Origin of the sequence: Streptomonospora halophila (assembly GCF_039542725.1) — a bacterium.
Lineage (GTDB): Bacteria > Actinomycetota > Actinomycetes > Streptosporangiales > Streptosporangiaceae > Streptomonospora > Streptomonospora halophila.
On record NZ_BAABIK010000011.1, the window covers coordinates 117,984 to 140,451 of the forward strand.

A 22,468-nucleotide genomic window follows, 5' to 3' on the forward strand; every position below is an offset into this window, starting at 1 on the left:
CCCGGGAGGACGTGGTCCATGAAGCCCCTCGACCCCCGCCTGGTGCGCACCGCAAGCGCCGTTCGGGTGCACCTGGCCGTCACAGTGGCCACCGGGGCCGCGGTGACCGGGTTGATCCTGGTCCAGGCGTGGCTGCTGGCTCGGGTTATCACCGGTGCGGCGTCGGGGGCGGGCACGGCCGAGCTGGGCTGGGCGATCGGCGCGGTCGCCGCCGTGGCCGTGGCACGGGCGGCCATGGCCTACGGCGCGGAGACCGCCGCCCTGCGTTCGGCGGCGAAGGCGAAGTCGCAGCTGCGCCGGCGGCTGGTGGCGCACGTGACCGGCACCGCCGGTGCGGACGGCCCCCGGGAGGGCAGGGGGGATGACGACTCCCGCGGGCCCGCGCAGGGCTCGGGGGTGGAAGCGGTCTGGTTGTCAGGGCAGACCGGTTCCGAAGAGGGGACGAGCACCCCACGCGCCGGTGAGTTGGTCACGCTCGCCACTCGTGGCCTCGATGCGCTGGATGACTACTTCGCCCGGTATCTCCCGCAACTGGCGCTGGCGGCGCTCGTCCCCGCCGCCGTCCTCGTCGTCGTGGCGAGCGCGGACTGGATCTCGGCGGCCGTCATCGCGGTGACGCTGCCGCTGATCCCGCTGTTCATGGCGCTGGTCGGCCTGCACACGCAGGCGCGCACCCAACGGCAGTGGCAGCTGCTCAACCGGCTCGGCGGCCACTTCCTGGACGTGGTGGAAGGGCTGCCGACTCTGGCGATCTTCCGCCGGGCCAAGGCGCAGGCCGCCATCATCCGCCGCATCACCGACGAGCACCGGCGCACCACCATGTCCACGCTGCGCGTGGCCTTCCTGTCGGCGTTCGTGCTGGAGCTGCTCTCGACCCTGGCCGTGGCCCTCGTCGCGGTCGAGATCGGCATCCGGCTGATGTACGGCATGCTCGACTACCAGACCGCGCTGCTCGTGCTGATCCTCGCTCCGGAGGCCTACCTCCCGCTGCGCGAGGTCGGCTCGCGCTTCCACGCGAGCATGGAGGGGGTTGCGGCGGCAGAGCAGGTGTTCACCGAGCTGGAGAGGCGACGAGCGAGCGGAGTGGACGACGGCGACACCGAAGGCGACACCCGGCGTCCGCGCAGCCGAGCGAGGAGCCGAACGCTCCAAGAAAACACCGAGCTGGAGAGGCGACGAGCGAGCGGAGTGGACGACGGCGACACCGAAGGCGACACCCGGCGTCCGCGCAGCCGAGCGGACGCCGCACCCGCAGGTCGCCGCGATGCGGCGTGGATCCGGCTGGAGGACGTCCGGCTCGTCTATCCCGGCCGCGAGACTCCCGCGCTCGACGGTGCGAGCCTGCTGATCGAGCCGGGCCGGTCGGTGCTGCTGGTGGGGCCGAGCGGGTCCGGCAAAAGCTCCCTGCTCTCGCTGCTGCTGCGGTTCACCGAGCCCGAGTCGGGCCGGATCGTGGTACGCGGCGCCGATGACCGCCCGGGTGCCGGCGGCGCCGAGCACACGCCCGACGGCTCCGCCGCCGACGGCGCGGAGTGGACCCCGTTGCAGAGCATTCCCGCCGACGCGTGGCGCAGGCGCATCGCGTGGGTCCCGCAGTCGCCCTACCTCTTCGACGACACGGTCGCCGGCAACATCCGCCTGGGTTCGCCCGAGGCGGGCATCGACGAGGTCCGGCTGGCCGCTGAGCGCGCCGAGGCCGACGAGTTCGTCCGCGCGCTGCCCGAGGGCTACGAGACCCGCCTGGGAGAGCGCGGCGCCCGCCTGTCCGCCGGGCAGCGGCAGCGCATCGCCGTGGCGCGCGCGTTCCTTCGCGACGCCCCGATCGTGCTGCTGGACGAGCCCACCGCCCACCTCGACCCCGACAACGCAGCGGCGGTGCGTACAGCGGTGACGCGGCTGCTCTCCGGCCGCACGGGCGTGGTCGTCGCCCATGACACCCGCTGGGCCGACGCCGTCGACGAGGTGGTTTCGGTGCGGGAAGGACGCGTCGAATCGGGGGTGGCCTCGTGAGCGGCGACAGCATCCCGCAGTCCCCCGCCGGGGCCGCGGCGCAGGCCGGGCACGACGCCCGTCCGGCCGCTCCCGGCCGGGACCCGCTGTGGCGGATGATCGCGCTGGCGCGGCCGCGCAGCAGCCGCTTCGTGCTCGGGGTGGTGCTGGGCGCGCTCGCGACCGGGTCGGGGGTGGCCCTGCTCGGCGTCGCCGCGTGGCTGATCGCGCGGGCGGCCGAACACCCGCCGATCACGGCGCTGAGCATCGCCGTCGTCGCCACCCGGGCGCTGGGCATCTCCCGTGGCGTCACGCGCTACCTGGAGCGCCTGGTGACCCACGACGCCGCGTTCCGGACGCTGGCCGACGTGCGGGTGCGGGTCTACCAGCGGCTGGCCCGCACCGAGCCGGTCCGGCGGTTCCGCTCGGGCGACCTGGTGTCGCGCCTGGTCAGCGACACCGACGCCACCCAGGACCTCCTCGTCCGCGGGTTGACGCCGCCGCTGGCGGCGGTGCTGACCGGCGGCTCGGCGGTGGTCTTCTGCACGGTGCTGCTGGTGCCGGGCGGCCTGGCGCTGGGCGCGGGGCTCGTGCTGGCAGGCCTGGCCGTGCCGCTGTTCGCGGCGGCGCTGGGGCGGCGCCCCGGGCAGCGCCAGGCCGCGGCCCGCGGCGAGCTGGCCACGGCTCTGGTGGACACCCTTTACGGAGCGCCGGACCTGGTGGCCTACGGGGCGATGGACCGTGCGGTGGCCCGGGTGAACGACGCGGACGAGGAGCTGACGCGGATCGCGCGGCGCGACGCGGCGGTCCTCGGCTTCGGGGCGGGCGCCGTATCGCTGATCACCGGCCTGACGGTGTGGGGCACACTGCTGCTCGGCGTCGCGGCCGTGGAGGGCGGCTCGTTCAGCGCCGTCTCGCTGGCCGTGCTGGTGCTGACGGCCCTGGCGGCGTTCGAGATCGTGGCGCCGCTCCCCGCTGTCGCTGCGCGGCTCGGGTCGATCCGCGCGGGCGGCGAGCGGCTGTTCGGCATCCTGGACACCCCGCCCGAGGTCGCACCGCCCCCGGAGCCGGGGCGCCGGCTGCCGTCGGCGGAGGGCTCGGGCGGCACGGACGGGTCGGACGGTTCCGACAGCGGCGGCGCGGTGGAGGGACTGCGCGTTCGCTCCCTCAGTGTCCGGTACGGACCGCAGGAGCCGTGGGCGCTGAAGGGCGTCGACCTCGGCGTCGCACCGGGAAGCACCGTCGCGGTCGTCGGACCCAGCGGCGCAGGGAAGAGCACCCTGGCGGCCGTGCTGCTGCGGTTCCGCGACCCCGACGACGGCACAGTGGAGCTGGACGGCGCCGACATCACCCGCTACGACGCCGACGAGGTCCGCGGGGCCGTCACCGGCGTGCCCCAGGACCCGCACATCTTCGCGAGTACCGTGCGGGAGAACCTGCGGCTGGCCGCACCGGCCTCGGACGACGACCGGTTGTGGGAGGCGCTGGAGCGCGTCCGGCTGGCCGGCGATGTGCGGGCGATGCCCCGGGGGCTCGACACCGAGGTGGGTTCGCACGGGATGCGGCTGAGCGGCGGCATGCGGCAGCGGCTCGCGCTCGCGCGGGCGCTACTGGCGGCGCCGCGGGTGCTCGTCCTGGACGAGCCCACGGCGCACCTGGACCCCGATACGCGCGACGCTGTCACCGACGACCTGCTGACGGCGGCCGAGGGGTACTCCACGCTGCTGATCACCCACGATCTGGCGGGCCTGGAGCGGGTGGACACCGTCTACGTGGTCGCCGAAGGCGAGGTCGTCCAGGTCGGCACACACGAGGAGCTGGCGGACCAGGACGGCTGGTACGCGCGCGCCCTGCGCGTGTAGGGCGTCGGGCGCGGCGCGCCGACCGGCGCCGGGGCGACGGACGCGCCGACCGCAGTGCGCGTCGGCGGTGCGTCGCGGCACGTCGGGGTCTCGAAGACGGGGGCGGTGTACCGGCCACCGGCCGCCCGCGACGGGCTTCCTCCAGGCCGGTGATCTTCACCCCTAACAGCGCCGCGCCCCACAGGCCGAGGCGGCGTGCGCACCGGCCCGGCGTGCGAGTGGGCTCGCCGCCGAGCCCGCTCGCCCCTTTCCACGCGTGGACGAGCGGGCTGCGGGCGTTGTCCACAGGCGGTGAATCCGGCTGGAGCCGCGGTGCCCGGCGCTTCGAGCATGGAGGTCGGTCGGGCGTCCATAAGGGATGTCCTCGGCTCCATCGGAGGTGCACCATGGGCATGACCGCCCGCGTCCTGTTCACTGTCCTCGTCTGCACAGTGCTCGCCGTCGGCATCGGGCCTGTGCCACCGCCGCCGGCCGGCGGCGCGGTCAAGGGGGTCGGAATGCACGAGCTGGCGGGCTTTACCGTCGGACACCTGCCCGAGGGCGTCGGCGGCCAGGTCTCCGACTTCCACACCGAGTGGGGCGGCGTGGCGTTCTCCTCGCGGGTGTGGGAGCGCGAACTCCCCGACGGCGGCTACACCGTCGACCTGAAGCTCAACGTCCTGCGGGGCGAGCGGCTCGGCGACCTCCCGTCGGTGCGGGCCTTCCTCTCCGAGTACCACGAGCGCGATGCGGCCGCCTGGGACCTGCGCCCGTTCCGCCACGGCGCGGCGGCCGGGCACCGGACCGACGGCCTGGTGTTCTGGCTGGTGGAGCCCGGGCTCGTGGTGGAGGTGCGTCTGGATCCGGCCCGGTTCGGCGAATCCGAGCTCACCGCGACCGCGCTCGGTGTGCGACGGGTGGAGCAGGCGAAGCGCAGCGGCTGACCTCAGCCGAGCGGACGCGGCCGACCAGGCCGGTCGGGCGCCGTGCGCGCCGCCGGGTCGTCGCCGCACGCGCCGTTGCCGCGGCGGGGCCGCGCCCTCACCACATCGTCCAGTCCACCCAGTCGTCCATCGGCCGCCGATAGCGCACCCGCAGCGCCCCGCCCTTGAGGCTGCCGGTGATCCGGAAGTGCGGTGCCGGCGGAGCGGGTATGTCGGGCACGGCCGAATCGCAACTGCCGAACCAGGACGTGTCCACGGCGGCGACGGCGGTGGCCGCGTCCGGGAGAATGATCTTGATAAAGCCCCAGGGGCCGTGCAGCACGATATCGACGGTGTCGACGAGCAGGTTCGCCTCGGAGAAGTCCAGGCGGGTGTCGCCGTAGGGATTTCCGATCTCGACCCGCTGGGGCACGCGCCAGTTTCCGTTCCGGACCACGGTTCCCGCCGTCGAACGGATCACCAGCGGTGTGGAGGGGCCGGTCGGCGCCGGCGCGCCGGCGCCGACCCGCGGTGCGGGCACCGGCGCGGGCGGCGCCACCCCCGCCACGGGGAGATCGGCCGTGATGGGCGCGAGATCGGCGTAGGTGCGGGCACGGTAGGTCAGATCGAGGCGTTCGTGCAGTTCGTCGAGCGTGATGCGGCCTTCGGCGACCGCGTCGCGCAGGAGGCGCGCCACCTCGTCGCGGTCGTCGTCCGACGCCCGCATCAACCGCGCATCGCTTTCCGGCTCCACTCCGCTCCCGTCGCCGTGCCCGATCGGGGCGCCGTCCGAGGCCGTGCGCGCCGCGCCGTTTCCGTGCCCTCAGCGTGCGCGAAAGTCCTGTCCGGTCGACCCGATATCACTTATAGCGGCAAATCATCCCAGAGGCCTATAGAGGGACGGAATCATCTCAAGGTAAGCAAAACAAGACCCTGAGAAAGGTGCTCAGGATTCCGCTGTCCATGCGATGATTGTTCGTCGATTGATCGGTGGGTGCGACGCGAGGACATCTCCCATGCCCGGCCCGGGCGCAGCCCGGCGGTCGGTGCCGCGGACAGCATGCCCGCGCCGCCGATGTGCCATGCGGATCGGTTCTTCGCATGCGGCCGCCCGCGCGCCCGGCCGGGAGCCCGAGTGTTCGGCCCCGCAGTGACGCCTGCCCGGCGGCGGCACGGCCTCCGGGCCGGAGGAGCCGGCCCACCGGACACGTCGGCTGAGGCCCCTGCCGGGGTAGGACGGGCCCCGGCAGGGCCCTGAGCCCTGCCTCCGCCTCCGGTGTCCGGTGCGCGCCCGGCGCCTGTCAGGCGGCGCCTGAGGACGTACGGGCGACCGGACGGCGACCGGACGCCGCGAGGCCCCCTCGTGCCGCAGCCCGCAGCGAGGCGGCACAGGCGAGCCGGCGGCGCTCGCTCGGCCGAGCGCGCACGGCCGCCGCCTTCGCGGGCGGCCGCCTTCGAGACCCCGCGCAGAGCCGTACCCGGTGGACGCGAGCCCGCGTGCGGGGCGCGCTTGCAGTCGACGGCACGGGAACGAAGCGCCGCCGGCGATCGGCGCGGCGGCTGACGAGCGGTCCGCGCGGCTCGGGGATTCGCCCCGGAGAGGCAGGCGGTCTCAAAGGCCCGGCTCCTCCGTCCCGCCTTTAACGGACACCCCTGACACCGCTCCCGCCCCGAGGACGGACCCGCCTTGTTCGGCTTGTCTCCGGGCGTTTCCGGATCAACCGCCCCGTTTTCGGTCATCCCGAATGACGCTTTCCGGACCCCACACGTCCCCGCTGATCCGGCCCTCACCACCCGCATAGGCACCATCCCGCCCACCGACTCGAAAACATCTCCGAAACGGGCGCCGTGACCTGCCTATTCATCGGCGACCACGATGCGCCGGAACCCGACCGACATCCGCTTTCCCGCCGCGTTTGCCCAAATTCCGCCGCGAGCATGTCTGTTAACGAACGCGCTGGTCGGCGGCCGATCCGCCCCGAAAACCCCTCCCCACCCGACCTCGACACAGCACCTCAGGAACGCGACCGGAGGAATACGCAGACGTGCCGAAGCTCGCCATTTCCCCGACCTTCCTCTCCGAATTCTCCCGACTCGACCATGCGATCCAGACCGCGGCGCTCACGGCCGTGCAGGCGTACATGACGGGCGACGACGCCCGGACCGAGACCGTGGCCGACGCATCCGACCCCCGGGTACGACTGCTGCACGTCGGCCAGGAGTGGAGCGGGGTGGTCGCGCCCGGCGCCGAGGGCTCCGCGTGGCTGATCGCGATCCGCCGGCACGACGACGCGGCCGCGCTGGCGCGGGACCTGCCCGCGGCGGAGCTTCCGTCGGCGTCCCGGGCCGGGTCGTCCCAGGTCGCAGCGCCCGACGACGGCACGATCGAGCTCGTCGAACCCGGCTCGGACGACTCCCCCGCGCTCACCGGGCCGCCCCGCGTGTCGGGCCCCGAGGAGCTCTCCGCCGTCCTCGACAAGTCCTTCGCCGACTGGCAGATCACCCTGTACCCGCGCCAGCACCGCATCGTCGACGCCCGCTTCGCCGGATCGGCGCAGGTCACCGGCGGTCCGGGCACCGGCAAGACGGTGCTCGCGCTGCACCGCGCCGCACACCTCGCCCACCGCGACGCGGCCCGGTACCCCGACGACGAGCGGCGCAGCATCCTGGTCACCACGTTCAACCGGGTGCTGGCCCAGATCCTGTCCCAGCAGCTCGACCGCGTCCTACCCGACCGCGCGCTGCGCGACCGGGTCGAGGTCGCCACCGTCGACAGCCTCGCCCGCTCCCTGGTCCAGGAGCGCAGCGGGCGCAGCCCCGAGACGCTCGGCCGCGAGGAGCTGAGCGAGCGCTGGCGCGACGCCGCCCGCGCCGACGGCCTGCCGTACTCCGGCAGGTTCCTCGTCGACGAGTGGGAGCAGGTGATCCTGGCGCAGAACCTCACCCGCCTGCCCGACTACATCCGCTGCGAGCGCAGCGGCCGCATGCTGCACCTGGCGCCCGAGCACCGCACCCGGGTGTGGGAGACCGTCCAGCGCTACACCGGCGCGATGGAGGTCGCCAACGAGTGGTCCTACCCGCAGGTCGCCTTGGAGGCCGCGCGCGTGCTCGGGCGCTCGGGCCCCCGCTACCGCCACGTCGTCGTCGACGAGGCCCAGGACCTGCACCCGACCCAGTGGCGGATGCTGCGCGCCGCGGTGCCCGCAGGTCCCGACGACCTGTTCATCGTGGGCGACCCGCACCAGCGCATCTACGACAACCGGGTGTCCCTGGCCTCGCTGGGGGTGAACGTGCGCGGCCGCAGCCACCGGCTGCGCGTGAGCTACCGCGTCTCCCAGGAGATCCTCAGCTGGGCGATGCCGATCCTGGGCCGCCAGCCGGCGCTGGGCATGGACGACAACGCCGACACCCTCGCCGGATAAAGTCGGAGGCCAAGCGGTCTTAGGAAGACAAAACAGGCAGTCAACTCCTTGGCTCACAGAACGACATGGCTACGATCCGACTGGGTGCGGGTGTGGCTCGAAGCCGGCGTCGCTCCCAGCTCGATCGCGGTGGCGGGCCGCAACCAGTGGGTGGTCCGGCACATCGCCAAGGAACTGCAGGCCCGCGGCGTTCCCACCGCTCCCCTGGACTCCGCCGAGGACGTCCGCGCGGTCCGGGTCGGCACGATGCACCGGCTCAAAGGCCAGGAGTTCCGGTGCCTGGCGATCGTCGGCATGAGCGAGCCGCTGCTGCCGCCCAAGGCCGCGGTCGACTCCGCCGAGGGCGACCCGGTCGCGCTGGAGCAGGTCTACCAGCAGGAGCGCAACCTGCTGTTCGTGGCCGGCACCCGCGCACGCGACGCCCTCTACGTCTCCTACGCCGGTGCGCCCAGCCGGCTCCTGCCGCAGGTGGAGGGCGCCGCCCCGCACGCCGGGGCGGCGGAGGCCGCCGGGGCGCTGTCCGGAGTCTGACGGGCTGAGCCGGCCCGGTCGGCGCGGCAGTGCGGTGGGGCGGTCCGCGGACCGCCCCACCGTCCGTTCACCAGCGGGGCGCCGGCCGCCGACCGCCACCGGGCCCGACGATGGCCGGCACCGTCGCCCCGGCCCTGCGCTCAGGGCTTCACCCGCTCATCGAGGCCGGTGATGTCCACCGTCTGGGCCTGGGCCAGCGGCTGGTCGGCCTCAAGGTCGGTGACGGTCATCGACGGCAGAAGCAGCGGGGGCGGGAAGTCCGGCGTGAACTCCAGCGGGATGCCCAGTATCCGCACCTTCATCCGGGTGACGTGCATGACGACGTCGCCCGACATGGTCATCGCGAGAATGTCGAGCGAGGTGGTGGTGCCGTCGTGCTCGCTCCACTGCCGCGCACCGCTGAACTCCGCGGTGTCCATGGTCAGCTTGAGGTAGCGCACGGTTCCGCCCTTCACGGGGTACTCCACCACGCCCTCGAAGGCCGCACCCTCCATGCTCAGCTCGTCGGCGCTCAGCCCGGAGGTCGCGGTGTGGGCGAGCCACCGCCCGTCGCCCTCGTGCACCTGGAACTCGGGCGCCTCGCCGTTCTCCTTGGCCTGCCGGCAGGCTTCGAGCAGAGCCCGGTACTCCTGCTCGCTCATGGAGGACGGCCCCTCGTGGACCTCGCATTCCGCGGCGGTCGGGGGCTCCTCCTCGCTCTCCTGCCCGGAACCGCCCTGCCCGTCCTGCTCGCCGGTGCCCGGACCGCCGTCGGATCCGCCGTCCGCGCCGCCCGAAGGCGACGGCGCGGGCGTGGGCGCGGGAGTCGGACCGGCGGAGGGGTCCTCGGGGGCGGGGGTCTCCTCACCGCCGCCGAACCAGTCGTCCCAGGGCCAGGTGACGGTCGCGGGCACAGGGACCGCGATGGCCAGCGCCGCGGCGACCGCGGCCAGGGAGTGCAGCCGGTCGCCGCCCGAGGGGCCGCCGGAGCCGCTGCTCCCCCCGGAGGCGGGGTCGTCCCGGCCCACCGAGCCCGGGCCGTGCCCGCTGTGCCGACGCGGGTGCCCGGCGGAGTCTTTGCCGGGCGGGCCCTCCGGCGACGTGAGGTAGGTGGCGCCGCCGACTCCCGCACCGCCCCGAGCGGTCCCGCCCGCGTCCTCGGCGTCCTCGGCGGGACCGCGCACCACATCCGCTTCGCCGCGCCCGGCGGCGCGCTCACGCTCCGGTGCGCCGGCGTCGGCCGGCTGCTCGTCCCCGCCGCGCGCCGCGGCCTCGTCACCGGCCGCGGCCTCGTCCTCGACCGCACCGCCGGAAGGCGGGACGTCGGTCCGCTCCTCACTGGCGGGCCCGCGCCGGCGGCCGCGCCGGCCCGCGCGCGCCGTGCGCTCGCGGTGGGGCACCCAGGCCGCGGCCAGCGCACCGCCGACCAGGCCGAAGAGCATCCCGAATCCGAACCCGCCGAAGTTCGAGGTGACGAAGGAGACGAGCGAGAGCAGCACCGCCGCGACGCCGTAGAAGACCCGCTGCGGCGGCTGGAGCCACACCAGTACGCCGACGGCCATCAGCAGCAGTCCGGCGAAGTACCCGGAGATGCCCGCGATGCCCTGCTGCACGATCAGGTCGAGGGGGTTCAGGGCGGGCGCCGCGACGATCACGATGCCGGCGAGGAGGACCAGCAGGCCGCCCCAGAATGGGCGGCTCCTGCGCCACACCCGAAACGCCGAGCGCGCGGTCGTCCACCCGCTGGAGGTGCCGTAAGGGGTCATCGAATCAGTAGCACTCGTGGTTGCCGGGCTTCACGCTCAGCTTCAGGCCGGTGAGGCTGAAGGTGCCCGCGTTGACCGACCATGCGGTCTGGCGGAGCCCGTCGATGGTGATGGTGTCGGCCTGCTGACCGAAGACGCCGGGCTCGCCGCTCTCGCCGCTGGCGTTCTCGACCGTGCTCGCGTCGCGGCCGATCTCCATCTCGGTGAACTCGGCGTCGCCGGACAGCTGCTGGACGTCGATCACCATGTTTTCGGCGACGGCCGGCTTGTCGCCTTGGCCGGCCCGGACCAGCAGGGTCACCTTCCCGACCCCGGTGTCCATCAGCACGGACTGGCAGAGGTTGCTCAGCTCGGCGTGGTCGATGACCGAGATGGCGACCGGGTGCTCGGTGCCGTCGGCGGAGGTCGCGGTGTCGGCGAACTGGGCGAAGCCGGACCCCTTGAGCTGGTCGGCGGAGACCTTGAAGCTCTCGCCCGAGACGGCGAACGACGCGGCGAGGGTGCCTTGGGCGGTCAGGCCGACGAGGACTCCCGCGGCGCCCAGCGCCGGGATGAAGGCGAGCGCGAACCGCTTCCAGGCGGTGCCTCCGGAGGCGCGGGGGGCCTCCGCTTGCGTCTCCTCTGCCATTGCACTTCCTCCTTTACGGACACCGATACCGGAGCCCGTGACGGGGCGAGGGGGTTGTGGGAGGTAGGCGGCGGTGTGTTACCCAGGACACCTTACCGGCCGGTAGGTGAGGAACATTACAATAGTCGATGTCACATTTCCAACCGCCCGACTCGCGCGCGCTTTCCGCCGCGAGGACGGCTTCAGCAGCATGGACGGTTCAGGAAGGCGAGGCCGTGGCAACGGACGACAAGAGCACTGAGCCCGGGGACGGCGCGGCCACCACCCCCGGAGCCGACGGGTTCGAGGACGACTTCGACTACGACGTCGTCGTGATCGGCTCGGGATTCGGAGGCGCAGTAAGCGCCATGAGACTGACCGAAAAGGGCTACCGTGTCGGCGTGCTGGAAGCGGGCCGCCGCTTCACGCCCGAAACGCTGCCCGAGACCTCGTGGGACGTCCGCAACTTCCTCTGGGCCCCCGCCCTGGGCATGTACGGCATCCAGCGCATCCACCTGCTGCGCGACGTGATGATCCTCGCCGGCGCCGGCGTCGGCGGCGGGTCGCTTAACTACGCGAACACGCTCTACACCCCCCTCGACGACTTCTACGACGACCCCCAGTGGCGCGACATCACCGACTGGCGCTCGGAACTGGCCCCCTACTACGACCAGGCCCGCCGCATGCTGGGAGTGCGCACCAACCCGACCATGACCCCCTCTGACGTGCACCTGAAGAAGGTCGCCGAGGACATGGGCGTGGGCGACAGCTTCCACCTGGCGCCCGTCGGCGTCTACTTCGGCGATAGCGAGGACGGCGACGGCCGCCACACCGCCGCCCCGGGCGCCGTCGGCGGCGACCCCTACTTCGGCGGCGCGGGTCCCCGGCGCCGCGCGTGCATCGAGTGCGGCTCGTGCATGACCGGCTGCCGCCACGGCGCCAAGAACACCCTCACCGAGAACTACCTCTACTTCGCCGAGCGCGACGGCGCGGTGATCCACCCCCTGACCACGGTCGAGCGCCTGCGCGAGCTGCCCGCCGAGGGCGGCCGGGGCGCGGGCTACGCCGTGGACGCGCTGTCCACCGGCGCGCCGCGCAAGCGCAAGTACGCCCGCACGTTCACCGCCCGCCAGGTGGTGGTGGCCGCGGGCACCTACGGCACCCAGACCCTGCTGCACCGCATGCGCGACACCGGCATGCTGCCGCGGATCTCCGCGCGGCTGGGCTCGCTGACGCGCACCAACTCCGAGTCGCTGGCGGGTGCGATGAGCAAGAGCACCACGCCGGTCGAGGACTTCTCCCGGGGCGTGGCCATCACCTCGTCGATGCACCCCGACGCCCGCACCCACGTCGAGCCGGTCCGCTACGGCAAGGGCTCCAACGCCATGGGCCTGCTCGCCACGATCCAGGTCCCCGGAGGCGGCCGCGTGCCCCGGTGGCTGCGCTTCCTGGGGCTGGCCGCGCGCCACCCCTACGTCCTGGCGCGCAGCCTCTCGGTTCGCCGGTTCTCCGAGCGCACCATCATCGGCCTGGTGATGCAGTCCCTGGACAACTCGCTGACGACGTTCACCAAGCGCGGCCTGCTCGGCCGCCGGGTCCTGACCTCGCGCCAGGGCCACGGCGAGCCCAACCCCACGTGGATCCCGCAGGGCCAGGAGGTGATGACCCGGCTGGCAGACGAGATCGACGGGCACCCCGGCGGCACTGTCGGCGAGGTGTTCGACATCCCGCTGACGGCGCACTTCCTCGGCGGCTGCCCGATCGCCTCCTCGCCCGAGGACGGGGTCATCGACCCCTACCACCGGCTCTACGGCCACCCCGGAGTGCACGTGGTCGACGGGTCGGCCGTTTCGGCGAACCTGGGCGTCAACCCGTCGCTGACCATCACCGCCCAGGCCGAGCGGGCGATGTCGCTGTGGCCCAACAGGGGCGGGGAGGACCCCCGGCCTTCGCCCGGCGAGGACTACCGGCGCGTCGCCCCCGTGTTCCCGCACAGCCCGGCCGTGCCCGCAGGGGCCGGCGGCGAGCTGCGCTTCACCGCGCCGCTGCCGCTGAGCGTGGTCGAGCAGCGCGGACCCGACTCCGAGCCGGCGGAGGAAGCCGACCGTGTCTGACCGGGCGGGCCGCCGCGGCGGCCCGCCCGTCCGCCCGCTCCACGCGGGCCCGGTCGCCGGGAACGCGGCCGCCCCTGCCCCCAAACGCGAAGGAGGCGCCCGTGCCCCCGCTCCGCCACGCCGTCGACCGGGCGCGGATCGTGGAGACGCCCGACGGCGCCGAACTGCGGGCGCACATCCGCGGACCGGCCGACGCGCCGGTGACCGCGGTCCTGGCCCACGGCTGGGCGCTGGCGTCGGACACCTGGCGGCCGCAGGCCGCCCGGCTGGCCGCCGAGCCCGGCGTCGCCGTGCGCACGGTCCGCTGGGACCAGCGCGGCCACGGCGGCTCCACGCTGGGTTCGCGCCCGCTGAACAGCGCCGTGCTCGGCGACGACCTGATGCGCGTGCTGGAGGCCTGCGCCCCGGAGGGGCCGGTGGTGCTGGGCGGCCACTCGATGGGCGGGCGCGCGGTCATCGCGCTGGCCGCCGCCCACCCCGGCTTCGCGGCCGAGCGGGTCTCGGGCGTCCTGCTGGCGGCGACCGGAGCGGGCCGGCTGGAGGCGACCGGCCCCGGCCGACCGCTCGGCGCGCGGGCGGGGGCCGCCGCCCGCCGGTCCGCGATGCGCGCGCTGCGGCTGGCGCCCGAGGCGGTCGACCGGCTGCGCCGGCTGCTGCCGCCGCACACCGGCGCCTACCGCGCCGCGGTGCGGCGGACCGCCTTCGGAACCGCCGCTGATCCGCTGCACGTACGCGAGTGCGCCGAGCTGATCCACGGCACGCCGACGCGGGTGGTGGCCGGGTTCTACGCGTCGCTCGCCGACCAGGACCTCTCCGCGGGGCTCGGCGCGCTCGGCGGCCTGCCGGTGCGTGTGCTGGCGGGCGGCCGCGACCGGCTGGTGGGGCCGCGCCACCCCCGCGAGCTCGCCCGCGCTCTGCCGCATGCGCGCCTGCGCGTGCTGGCGGGCTGCGGCCACATGCTCCCGCTGGAGGCACCCGAAGCGGTCGGCGAGGAGCTGGCGGCGCTGTGCCGTGCGGCGGCCGGTCCGCGGGAGGGCTGAGTCAGGCCGAGCGCCGCCCGGCGCCGCCGGGCGCGCCCCGGTCCGGCGCCTCGTCCGGCGGTACCTCGCCGGCCGCGCCGGCGTCCGTGACGGCCGTTGCGCCGCCGGCGCCCTTGCGCTCGTTGATGTGCTCCAGCACCTCGGCGAAGTGCTCGCCCATCACCTCGTGCAGGCTGCGGGCCATCGCGTCGGCGAGCATGGCGTCGACCGCGGTCTGGGCCAGCGGGCGCAGCCGGCGCACCAGCGCCGCGGTCTCGGCGATCTCGTCGCCCTGCAGGAGGCCCTGCGGCGCGTGCTCGGCCAGGATGTGGTCGGCCACCGCGCGCACGAGCTCGCCGGCGAGGGCGCCCACACGCTCCTTGAGCCGCTCGGAGATGTCCAGCACGGTGCTCAGCTCCATGCCGGCGGCGACCAGCTCGGCGCCGGCGTTGAGCAGCCTCGGGCTGGGTACGCGGAAGCGCAGCCCTTCGCGCTCCAGCAGGCCCAGTCGCAGGGAACGCGTGATGTTGGGGGCGTTCACCTGCCCGGGGAACATCTCGCGCAACTCGCGCATGGTGACGTAGCCGGCAATCTCGTCCGACCACGGGTCTCCCACCGCCGACTCGAAGCCGAGGATGTCGGTGAGGTCGCCGCCGCGCTCCCAGACGGTGACGAGCTCGCTGATGTTGGCGAAGGTGTAGCCGCGCTTGAGCAGCTGGCCGATCAGCCGCAGCCGCGCCAGGTGAGCCTCGGTGTAGATGCCCACGCGCCCTTCGCGGCGCGGCGGAGAGAGCAGCCCGCGGTCCTGGTACACCCGGACGTTTCGCACCGTGGTACCCGCGAGCCGCGCCAACTCGTCGATGCGGTATTCGGCCATGGCCCAAGCCTATGGCGTCGCGGCCCGGCCGGCGGTTCACCGCGAGCGCGGGCGGGCGTCCGCGGCCGGGCCGGCACCGCGCTCCGCTCCGCATTCGACTACCGGTTGAATTGTGACAATGGCCGTTGTAATGTTTCGGCATCCACGGTGTGGACGAGATCACATCCGCCCCTCAGGGCGCGGCCCGGCGCCCGCCGGCGGGACCACCGGATCCGCCGCCCGCAGCCGCCGGGCCGCCGCCGGATGAGGACGAGGAGGACCGACGTGACCGTTGAGCCGCAGACCCGCACGACCGACCGCGAAGACATCGCCAGGCGCCTGCTGCGCTCGTCGGCCAAGGCGTCCTTCGACCCCCTCGTGGAGATCGACTGGGACGCCCCCGTCGACCCGGACCGCTACGCCATACGGCCCGAGCGCCTGTCCCTCTACGGCACCGAGCTGTGGGAGACCCTCACCGAGGAGCAGCGCAAGGAGCTCAGCCGGCAGGAGATCGCCAGCGTCGCCAGCATCGGGATCTGGTTCGAGACGATCCTGATGCAGATGCTGGTGCGCCACGCCTACGACCGGGACCCCACCACCCACCACGTCCAGTACGCCTACACCGAGATCGCCGACGAGTGCCGCCACTCCGTCATGTTCGCCAAGCTGCTGGACAAGCTCGACGCGCCCTTCTACCGGCTCGACCCGTTCACCCACCTCCTCGGCAAGGTCTTCAAGACCGTCTCCAACGGGCCGCTGACCTTCAGCGCCGCCCTGTTCGTCGAGGAGATCCTGGACCAGCTGCAGCGGGAGATCATGGCCGACGAGGCGCTGGAACCGCTCACCCGAGCGGTCTCGCGCATCCACGTGGTGGAGGAGGCCCGCCACATGCGCTACGCCCGCGAGGAGTTCGCCCGCGACTGGAACCGACGCGGCGCCCTCGTGCAGCACTACAGCCGCCTGGTGCTGGGAGCGGTCGCCTACTACTCCGCGACCCGGCTGATCAGCCCCGAGGTCTACGAGCGCATCGGCCTGGACCCCCGCGCGGCCCGCAAGGCGGCCCGGCGCAACCCGCACTGGACCGACACCAAGACCTGGGCCGCCCGCAAGGTCGTGGCCACCCTCGACCGCGCCGGCGCCATCTCCGGTCCCGGCAGGTACCTCTGGCGCAAGGCCGGACTCCTGGGCCGTCGCGGCGCGGCCCCCTCGACCGCCGGCCCGGAAGCTCAACGCGCCTGAGCGTCCGGGCCGGCTTCCCCGCCGGCCCCGGCCGAACCGCGCGCCGCCGGGCCGCGGCCCGGCCGGGCGCCATTCCGCTCCACCGGCCGGAAAGGATCGGCTGACGTGACCGACGACCAGGACGTGACCGAGGCTTCGGAGGCGGCGCCTCCCCATTACCGGGTCGCCGTCATCGGCACCGGCTTCGCCGGGATCGGCATGGCGGTCCGCCTGAAGCAGGCCGGACTCGACGACATCGTGCTCCTGGAACGCGCCGGCGACGTCGGCGGCACCTGGCGCGACAACGACTACCCCGGCGCCGCCTGCGACGTCCCCTCCCACCTCTACTCCTTCTCCTTCGCCCCGAACCCGGACTGGAGCCGCAGCTTCTCGCCGCAGCCCGAGATCTGGGACTACCTGCGCCGGGTGGCCAAGGACTACGACGTGGTGCGCCACATCCGGTTCGGCCACGACGTGGAGGAGGCCCGGTGGGAGCCCGGGCACGGCCGGTGGCGGGTGCGCACCAGCGGCGGCACCGTCACCGCGCAGTTCCTGGTGAGCGGCTGCGGCCCGCTCGCCGACCCCGCCTATCCCGCCATTCCCGGGCTCGACACCTTCCGCGGATCCGTCTTCCACTCGGCCACCTGGGACCACGGGCGCGACCTCGCCGGCCGGCGGGTCGCCGTCGTGGGCACCGGCGCGTCGGCGATCCAGTTCATCCCCGAGATCCAGCCGGCCGTGAGCGGAATGCGGGTGTTCCAGCGCACCCCGCCCTGGGTGATCCCGCGCCACGACCGCGACATCACCGCGGTGGAGCGGCGGCTCTACAACGCCGTGCCGCTGCTCCAGCGCCTGGCCCGCACCTGCATCTACTGGGGGCGGGAGACCTACGTCCTCGGGTTCGCCAAGAACCTGCGGCTGCTCGGGATCGTCGAGAAGCTCGCCCTGGCCAACCTCCGCCGCGGGGTCACCGACCCCGATCTGCGGCGGAAGCTGGTACCCGACTACACCATCGGGTGCAAGCGCATCCTCATGTCCAACGACTACTATCCGGCGCTGGACGCCCCCAACGTCGACGTGGTCACCGAGCCCATCGCCGCGATCGAGCCCGACGCCGTGGTCACGCGCGACGGCGCCCGCCACGAGGTGGACACGCTCATCTTCGGCACCGGCTTCCAGGTCACCGACAGCCCCATCTCGCACCGCATCCGCGACGCCGAGGGAGTGCTGCTCGCCGACCGCTGGCGCCGGGGTACGGACATGCAGGCGCACCGGGGCACCACCGTCGCCGGCTACCCCAACCTGTTCGTGCTGGCCGGACCCAACACGGGACTGGGCCACACCTCCCAGCTCTTCATGCTTGAGGCCCAGATCGGCTACACGATGGCCGCGCTGCGCTATGCCCACGACCACGGCGTCGAGCGGCTGGAGCCGCGCGCCGACGCGCAGGAGGCCTACACCCGGTGGGTCCAGGACAAGATGCGGGGCACCGTCTGGGTCGCGGGCGGCTGCGACAGCTGGTACCTCAACGACCAGGGCCGCAACACCACGCTGTGGCCCGGCTTCACCTGGGACTACAGGCTGCGCACCAGCCGTTTCGACCCCGCCGGCTACCGCCTGCGGCCCGCACCCGGCCCCGCGCGCACGCGGCGGCGCGCACGCTCCCGGCCGGGCGGGGCCGTGCGCCGGCGCGGCGCCGGATCGGGGCGGCAGTGAGCGGCACGAGCGCACCGGAAGCGGGAAGGTAGGCCGCCGTGAGCGGGATGGGCGACGACGAGGAGGAGTACCACGGGTCGGCGACCCTGGTCGCGGGCGGCGTCGAGGCCGAGGTCGAGGCGCACCTCGCCGGGCGCTTCGACCCGCTGGTGGGCGCCTACCGGTGGGTCGGCCGCGTCTCCGCCGACCCGGCGGCCGACGCCGCCTACCGGTCCGGCGACACCCGGGTCCTGCTGCGCACGCCCGGGGGACACGAGGGCGCGGGCACGCTGACCGAGACCAACGTCTGGGGCGGGTACCGCGTCGTGGGCACCGGGGCGCCGCCGTTCGCCGTGCCCGAGGTCGCGCCCGACGAGGACTGAGGCCCCACAGCCGTCCGAGGGCGCGTCGACACCAGGGGACCGTCCGCTGCCGGCGCGCACCGAAGCGCCCTGCGCCCTCCATCGGGCGCGGGGCGCGCGGTGGCGCGCACCGGGGCCGAGTGCGGCCGCCGCCGGCCTGTTACCAGGGGTCCTCCTGGCGGAAGAACGCCGCGCTGGCCCGGTGGGTCTCCAGGTCGGCGTAGCCGGGCTTGATCACCCGGTCGATGAGCGCCAGGCGCTCGTCGTGGCCGATGAAGGCCGACTTCATCGCGTTGACCGTGAACCAGCGCAGCGTCTCGGCGGTGTAGCCGAACTCCGCGCTGATCCGCGCCAGCTCCTCGCTGAGGCAGGTGCTGTCCAGCAGCCGGTTGTCGGTGTTCACGGTGACGCGGAACCGCAGTCGGCGCAGCGTGTCGACCGGGTGCTCGGCCAGCGACGGCAGCACCCCGGCGCGGACGTTGGAGGTCGGGCACAGCTCCAGCGGGATGCGCTTGTCGCGGATGTAGGCGGCGAGCTCGCCCAGTTTGGCCGAGCCGTCGTCGGCGAGGGCGATGTCGTCGACGATCCGCACTCCCTGGCCGAGCCGGTCGGCGCCGCACCACTGGATCGCCTCCCAGATGGAGGACGGCCCGAAACCCTCGCCGGCGTGCAGTGTGAGGTGGAAGTTGGCCCGCTTGACGTGCTCGCAGGCGGAGATGTGGCGGGTGGGCGGGAAGCCGGCCTCGGGTCCGGCGATGTCGAAGCCCACCACGCCGCGGTGCCGGTAGCGCACCGCCAGGTCGGCGATCTCCAGGGAGTCGGCGGCCTGGCGCATCGCCGTGAGGAGCAGCCGCACATCCGTGTGCGCGCCGAACAGCCGCGCTTTGGCTTGGCCGACCCGCAGCCCCTCCAGAACCGCGTCGACGACCTGCTCGCGGGTCAGCCCGCCCTCGGTGTGCTGCTCGGGCGCGAGCTTGACCTCGGCGTAGACGACGCCGTCGTCGGCGAGGTCCTGGGCGCACTCGGCGGCCGCGCGGGTCAGGGACTCGGTGTCCTGCAGCAGGGCAAGAACCGGGTCGAGCCGGCGGGCCCGCTCCTCGGGGGTGGGCGCGGCGGCGGCGAACCAGTCGCGCAGGCGGGCGGGGTCGCCGGCGGGCGGTTCGGCGCCGGAGCGCGCGGCCATCTCCAGCACGGTCTGCGGGCGCAGGCCCCCGACGAGGTGGTCGTGCAGCAGCACCTTGGGTAGGCGCCGGATCGTCTCGTATCCGAGTGGTGTCATCTTCCTCCTTGGTGTCCGCCGTGTTCGGGCGCTGAGGGCGGTCACCGCCCTCATGTGGGTAAATTGCCCGGAAGTCTAGACGACCACCCGTCGGCGCGGGTCGGAGGGGGCGGGTGATGCCCGTCCCACCCGCGCTCCGCCCGAGGCGGGGCACGGGCCGGCCGCCGGTCCGAGGCGCCGCGCGCCGGACGCCGCCGGATGCCGCGCGCCGAGGACGGACGCGCCGGGCTCCGCCCGGCGGTCGGCCGCCGCCTCAGGCGCCGGCGAACGGCTGGTTCGCGGGCGGCCCCGCCGGGGGCAGCACGTGCTCGGAGACCTCGGAGTGCACCTGCTGGAGCCGGGCGCGCGCGGCGCGGCGCAGGCGGCCCAGGCACTCGACCGCCGCCGACTCGTCGCCGACGAACCCGCCCTTGACCACGGCGGGCACGCCGTCCAGCGGTCCGCCGTTCAGCGTGCCGTGCACGGCGAGCGGCAGCACCTCCCCGGCCACGACGAACCCGTGCACGCCCAGCGCGTCGAACACGCTGGAGGTGACGTCGCCGCCGGTGAGGAACAGCCCGCTGGGCAGGGCGTGGGTGCCGGCCTGCTCCCCGACCTCCTCCACCACCTCGGCGAGCAGTTCGGCGAGGCGGGCGGGAAGGGCCCGCTCGGACCGGCGGGACTCGGCGGCCGGGCCGGGGTCGAGCAGCCGCAGCGCCACGACGTCGGGGAAGACCGCAGAGGTCAGCCGGTCGACGAGCTGCCCTGCGACGTCGGCGGCGTGGCTCCGGTCGCCGCCGCCCAGGCGGACGGGGTCGGCGTCGACGAACCGTGCGGGACCCGAGCGGGCGAGGGCGTCGAACTGGCGCCGGGTCAGTCCCGTGGTGCTGCCGGCCACGGCCAGCAGCGGTCCCGGCGCCCCGGCCTGGCCGCGCAGCCGCAGCGCATAGGCCAGCAGTGCGCCACTGGGGCCGGGGTCGGCGGCCACCCACACCGTTCCGTCCTCGCGGTGCACCTCCGCGGCGGCCTGCGCCAGGCCCTCGATGCGCTGCTCGTCCGCGGCGTCGCAGAGCAGCACCGGCTCGTCGCCGGAGCGCAGTTCGGCGACGAGCATGCTCTCGGTGACCTGGCGGGCGGGCAGCCGCCGCACTCCTAGAGTGCTCTGGCGGGCCAGGATCGCCGCGACGTCGCCGGTGTCCATCGGGCAGAAGGGGTCGCGGGCCAGGTCGGTGGCCTCCAGCGGCTGCCCGCCGAGCAGCTGCACACCGTCGACGGTGGTGCACCCGCCGGTGGGGAACGCGGGCACGACCAGCGCGCGCACGGCCCAGCGGGCGGCCACACGCTCGCGCACGGCGCGCCAGGCCGCCTCCAGTTCGGCGCCCACGTTTCCGCGCAGGGTGCTGTCGAAGCGCTTGACGACCAGGCCGACCGGCCAGATCGCCTCGACGACGTCGGTCACCAGGTCCGCGGCCTGCTCCGGCGACGCGTGCCGGCTGTCGAGGTTGGCCACCACGACGTCGTACTCCTCGGCGACGGCGCTCACGTGCTCCGGGGTGACGGTGGCGGCCCGCATCCCGGCGCGTGCGAACCGGGCGCCGGTGGCGTTGGCGCCGGTGAGGTCGTCGGCGACGACGAGTACCTGGGCCACGGCTTCCTCCCCTTCGTGCTGCACTGTGCCGGTCGCGGCGGCACCGCCCGCGGGTCTACGAGCCTCTCATCCCCGGCGCCGGAGCAGCACGGTTCCGGCCAGGGCGGAGGCGGCGCACAGCGCGATGACGTAGGCGACCACGCCGGTCCAGCCGACGGCGTCGTAGAAGAGCCCGCCCAGCCAGCCGAAAGTGCTGGAGCCCAGATAGTAGGCGAGTGTGTACAGCGCCGCCGCCTGGGCGCGCGCGGTCGTGGCCCGATGGCCCACCCACGCCGAGGCGGTGGCGTGCGCGGAGAAGAAGGCGAAGGTGAACACCAGCAGCCCGGCGGCGACCGCCCAGAGCGCGGGGACGAGCAGGAGGGCGGCGGATGCGGCCATCCCGGCGACACCGCACAGCAGGACGGCCCGCCGGCCCAGCCGCTCGCCCAGCCGTCCGGCGGCGGCCGAGCCCGCGGTGCCCGAGAGGTAGGCGACGAACAGGAACGCCACGAGCGTCTGCGACAGGCCGAAGGGCGGGCCGGTCATCCGGAAGCCGAGGTAGTTGTAGACGGTAACGAAGGCGCCCATGAGGAACAGCGCCTGGCAGTACAGCGCGATCAGGCCGGGGTCGCCGACGGCGGAGCGCACGCGCCGCGCCAGGCCCGGGCCGGACGATCCGCCGCGCCGGGGGGTGAATCCGCGGGTGCGCGGGATCGCGGCGGCGAACACGAGCAGCGCGGCCAGCGCGAGCAGCGAGTCGGCGGCCACGCCCCAGCGCCATCCGCCGAGGTCGGCGACCGCGCCGGCCACCAGGCGCCCACTCATCCCGCCGACCGTGTTGCCCGCGATGTAGATCCCGGCCACGCGGGAGAGGTGGGCGGCGTGGACCTCCTCGGCGAGGTAGGCCATGGCCACGGCCGGCACCCCGCCCAGCGCCGCGCCCTGCAGGCCGCGCAGGACGAGCAGGGTCCACATGTCCGGCGCGAAGGGCGCCGCCAGTCCGAGCGCCGTGGACACGGTCAGCGAGAGCGCCATGACCCGTACACGGCCGATGCGGTCGGCGATGCCGCTCCAGACCAGCACGAACGCCGCCAGGCCGCCGGTGGCGAAGGAGACGCTCAGCGCCACGTTGGAGGCGGACGCCGCGAAGCTGTCGGCCAGGCCGGGAAGCACCGCCTGGACCGCGTAGAGCTGCGCGAACGTGGCGACCCCGGCGGCGGACATCGCCGCGACGATGCGCCGGTATCCGCCGCTGCCGGCC

The 22,468-nt window shown here is 74.2% G+C and carries 15 protein-coding genes; 8 read left to right on the top strand and 7 right to left on the bottom strand.

The window, feature by feature from the left end:
* The first annotated feature begins 18 nt into the window (after positions 1-18).
* From cydD to ABEA15_RS11580, 3 genes are all read left to right on the top strand, one after another.
* Entirely contained in the window at positions 19-2,010 is a 1,992-nt protein-coding gene (gene cydD / locus ABEA15_RS11570; RefSeq protein ID WP_345556631.1) for a thiol reductant ABC exporter subunit CydD, read from the top strand.
* 95 nt (positions 2,011-2,105) lie between these two features.
* Positions 2,106-3,851: a thiol reductant ABC exporter subunit CydC gene (gene cydC / locus ABEA15_RS11575; protein ID WP_345556659.1), complete on the top strand. Its 1,746-nt coding sequence runs from the start codon at positions 2,106-2,108 to the stop codon at positions 3,849-3,851.
* Positions 3,852-4,243: 392 nt separating this feature from the next.
* Entirely contained in the window at positions 4,244-4,774 is a 531-nt protein-coding gene (locus ABEA15_RS11580) for a hypothetical protein (RefSeq protein ID WP_345556632.1), read from the top strand.
* Between the two features lie 97 nt (positions 4,775-4,871).
* Here ABEA15_RS11580 and ABEA15_RS11585 read toward each other — a convergent pair whose 3' ends face one another.
* From ABEA15_RS11585 to ABEA15_RS11600, 3 genes are all read right to left on the bottom strand, one after another.
* Positions 4,872-5,507 (bottom strand): DUF1707 SHOCT-like domain-containing protein, encoded by a 636-nt coding sequence (locus ABEA15_RS11585; protein WP_345556633.1) that lies wholly within the window; start codon positions 5,505-5,507, stop codon positions 4,872-4,874.
* A 3,339-nt stretch (positions 5,508-8,846) separates the two neighbouring features.
* Positions 8,847-10,451, bottom strand: coding sequence for a DUF6114 domain-containing protein (locus ABEA15_RS11595; RefSeq protein ID WP_345556634.1), 1,605 nt, complete (start codon positions 10,449-10,451; stop codon positions 8,847-8,849).
* A gap of 4 nt (positions 10,452-10,455) precedes the next feature.
* Positions 10,456-11,079, bottom strand: coding sequence for a DUF6230 family protein (locus tag ABEA15_RS11600; RefSeq protein WP_344142282.1), 624 nt, complete (start codon positions 11,077-11,079; stop codon positions 10,456-10,458).
* 347 nt (positions 11,080-11,426) lie between these two features.
* Here ABEA15_RS11600 and ABEA15_RS11605 point away from each other — a divergent pair, with 347 nt between their 5' ends.
* Together ABEA15_RS11605 and ABEA15_RS11610 are read left to right on the top strand one after the other, a co-directional pair.
* Complete coding sequence (locus ABEA15_RS11605; protein WP_386699612.1) at positions 11,427-13,172, top strand: GMC oxidoreductase; 1,746 nt, start codon at positions 11,427-11,429, stop codon at positions 13,170-13,172.
* 101 nt (positions 13,173-13,273) lie between these two features.
* Entirely contained in the window at positions 13,274-14,212 is a 939-nt protein-coding gene (locus tag ABEA15_RS11610; RefSeq protein ID WP_345556636.1) for an alpha/beta fold hydrolase, read from the top strand.
* Position 14,213: 1 nt separating this feature from the next.
* On the opposite strand, the gene ABEA15_RS11615 is transcribed toward ABEA15_RS11610, so the two are convergent.
* Entirely contained in the window at positions 14,214-15,068 is an 855-nt protein-coding gene (locus ABEA15_RS11615; RefSeq protein ID WP_344142285.1) for a MerR family transcriptional regulator, read from the bottom strand.
* A 243-nt stretch (positions 15,069-15,311) separates the two neighbouring features.
* On the opposite strand from ABEA15_RS11615, the gene ABEA15_RS11620 reads away from it, so the two are divergent.
* From ABEA15_RS11620 to ABEA15_RS11630, 3 genes are all read left to right on the top strand, one after another.
* Entirely contained in the window at positions 15,312-16,286 is a 975-nt protein-coding gene (locus tag ABEA15_RS11620; RefSeq protein WP_345556637.1) for an AurF N-oxygenase family protein, read from the top strand.
* Between the two features lie 198 nt (positions 16,287-16,484).
* The gene (locus ABEA15_RS11625; protein WP_425579383.1) at positions 16,485-17,981 is read left to right on the top strand and encodes a flavin-containing monooxygenase; all 1,497 of its coding nucleotides are present in this window, start codon (positions 16,485-16,487) and stop codon (positions 17,979-17,981) included.
* A gap of 47 nt (positions 17,982-18,028) precedes the next feature.
* The gene (locus ABEA15_RS11630) at positions 18,029-18,343 is read left to right on the top strand and encodes a DUF4873 domain-containing protein (RefSeq protein ID WP_425579384.1); all 315 of its coding nucleotides are present in this window, start codon (positions 18,029-18,031) and stop codon (positions 18,341-18,343) included.
* A gap of 139 nt (positions 18,344-18,482) precedes the next feature.
* Here the strand turns inward: ABEA15_RS11630 and ABEA15_RS11635 are convergent, their stop codons facing one another.
* From ABEA15_RS11635 to ABEA15_RS11645, 3 genes are all read right to left on the bottom strand, one after another.
* Positions 18,483-19,601 (bottom strand): adenosine deaminase, encoded by a 1,119-nt coding sequence (locus tag ABEA15_RS11635; protein ID WP_345556639.1) that lies wholly within the window; start codon positions 19,599-19,601, stop codon positions 18,483-18,485.
* A 253-nt stretch (positions 19,602-19,854) separates the two neighbouring features.
* Positions 19,855-21,228, bottom strand: coding sequence for a four-carbon acid sugar kinase family protein (locus ABEA15_RS11640; protein ID WP_345556640.1), 1,374 nt, complete (start codon positions 21,226-21,228; stop codon positions 19,855-19,857).
* Between the two features lie 66 nt (positions 21,229-21,294).
* The gene (locus tag ABEA15_RS11645) at positions 21,295-22,431 is read right to left on the bottom strand and encodes an MFS transporter (RefSeq protein WP_345556661.1); all 1,137 of its coding nucleotides are present in this window, start codon (positions 22,429-22,431) and stop codon (positions 21,295-21,297) included.
* Positions 22,432-22,468: the final 37 nt, after the last annotated feature.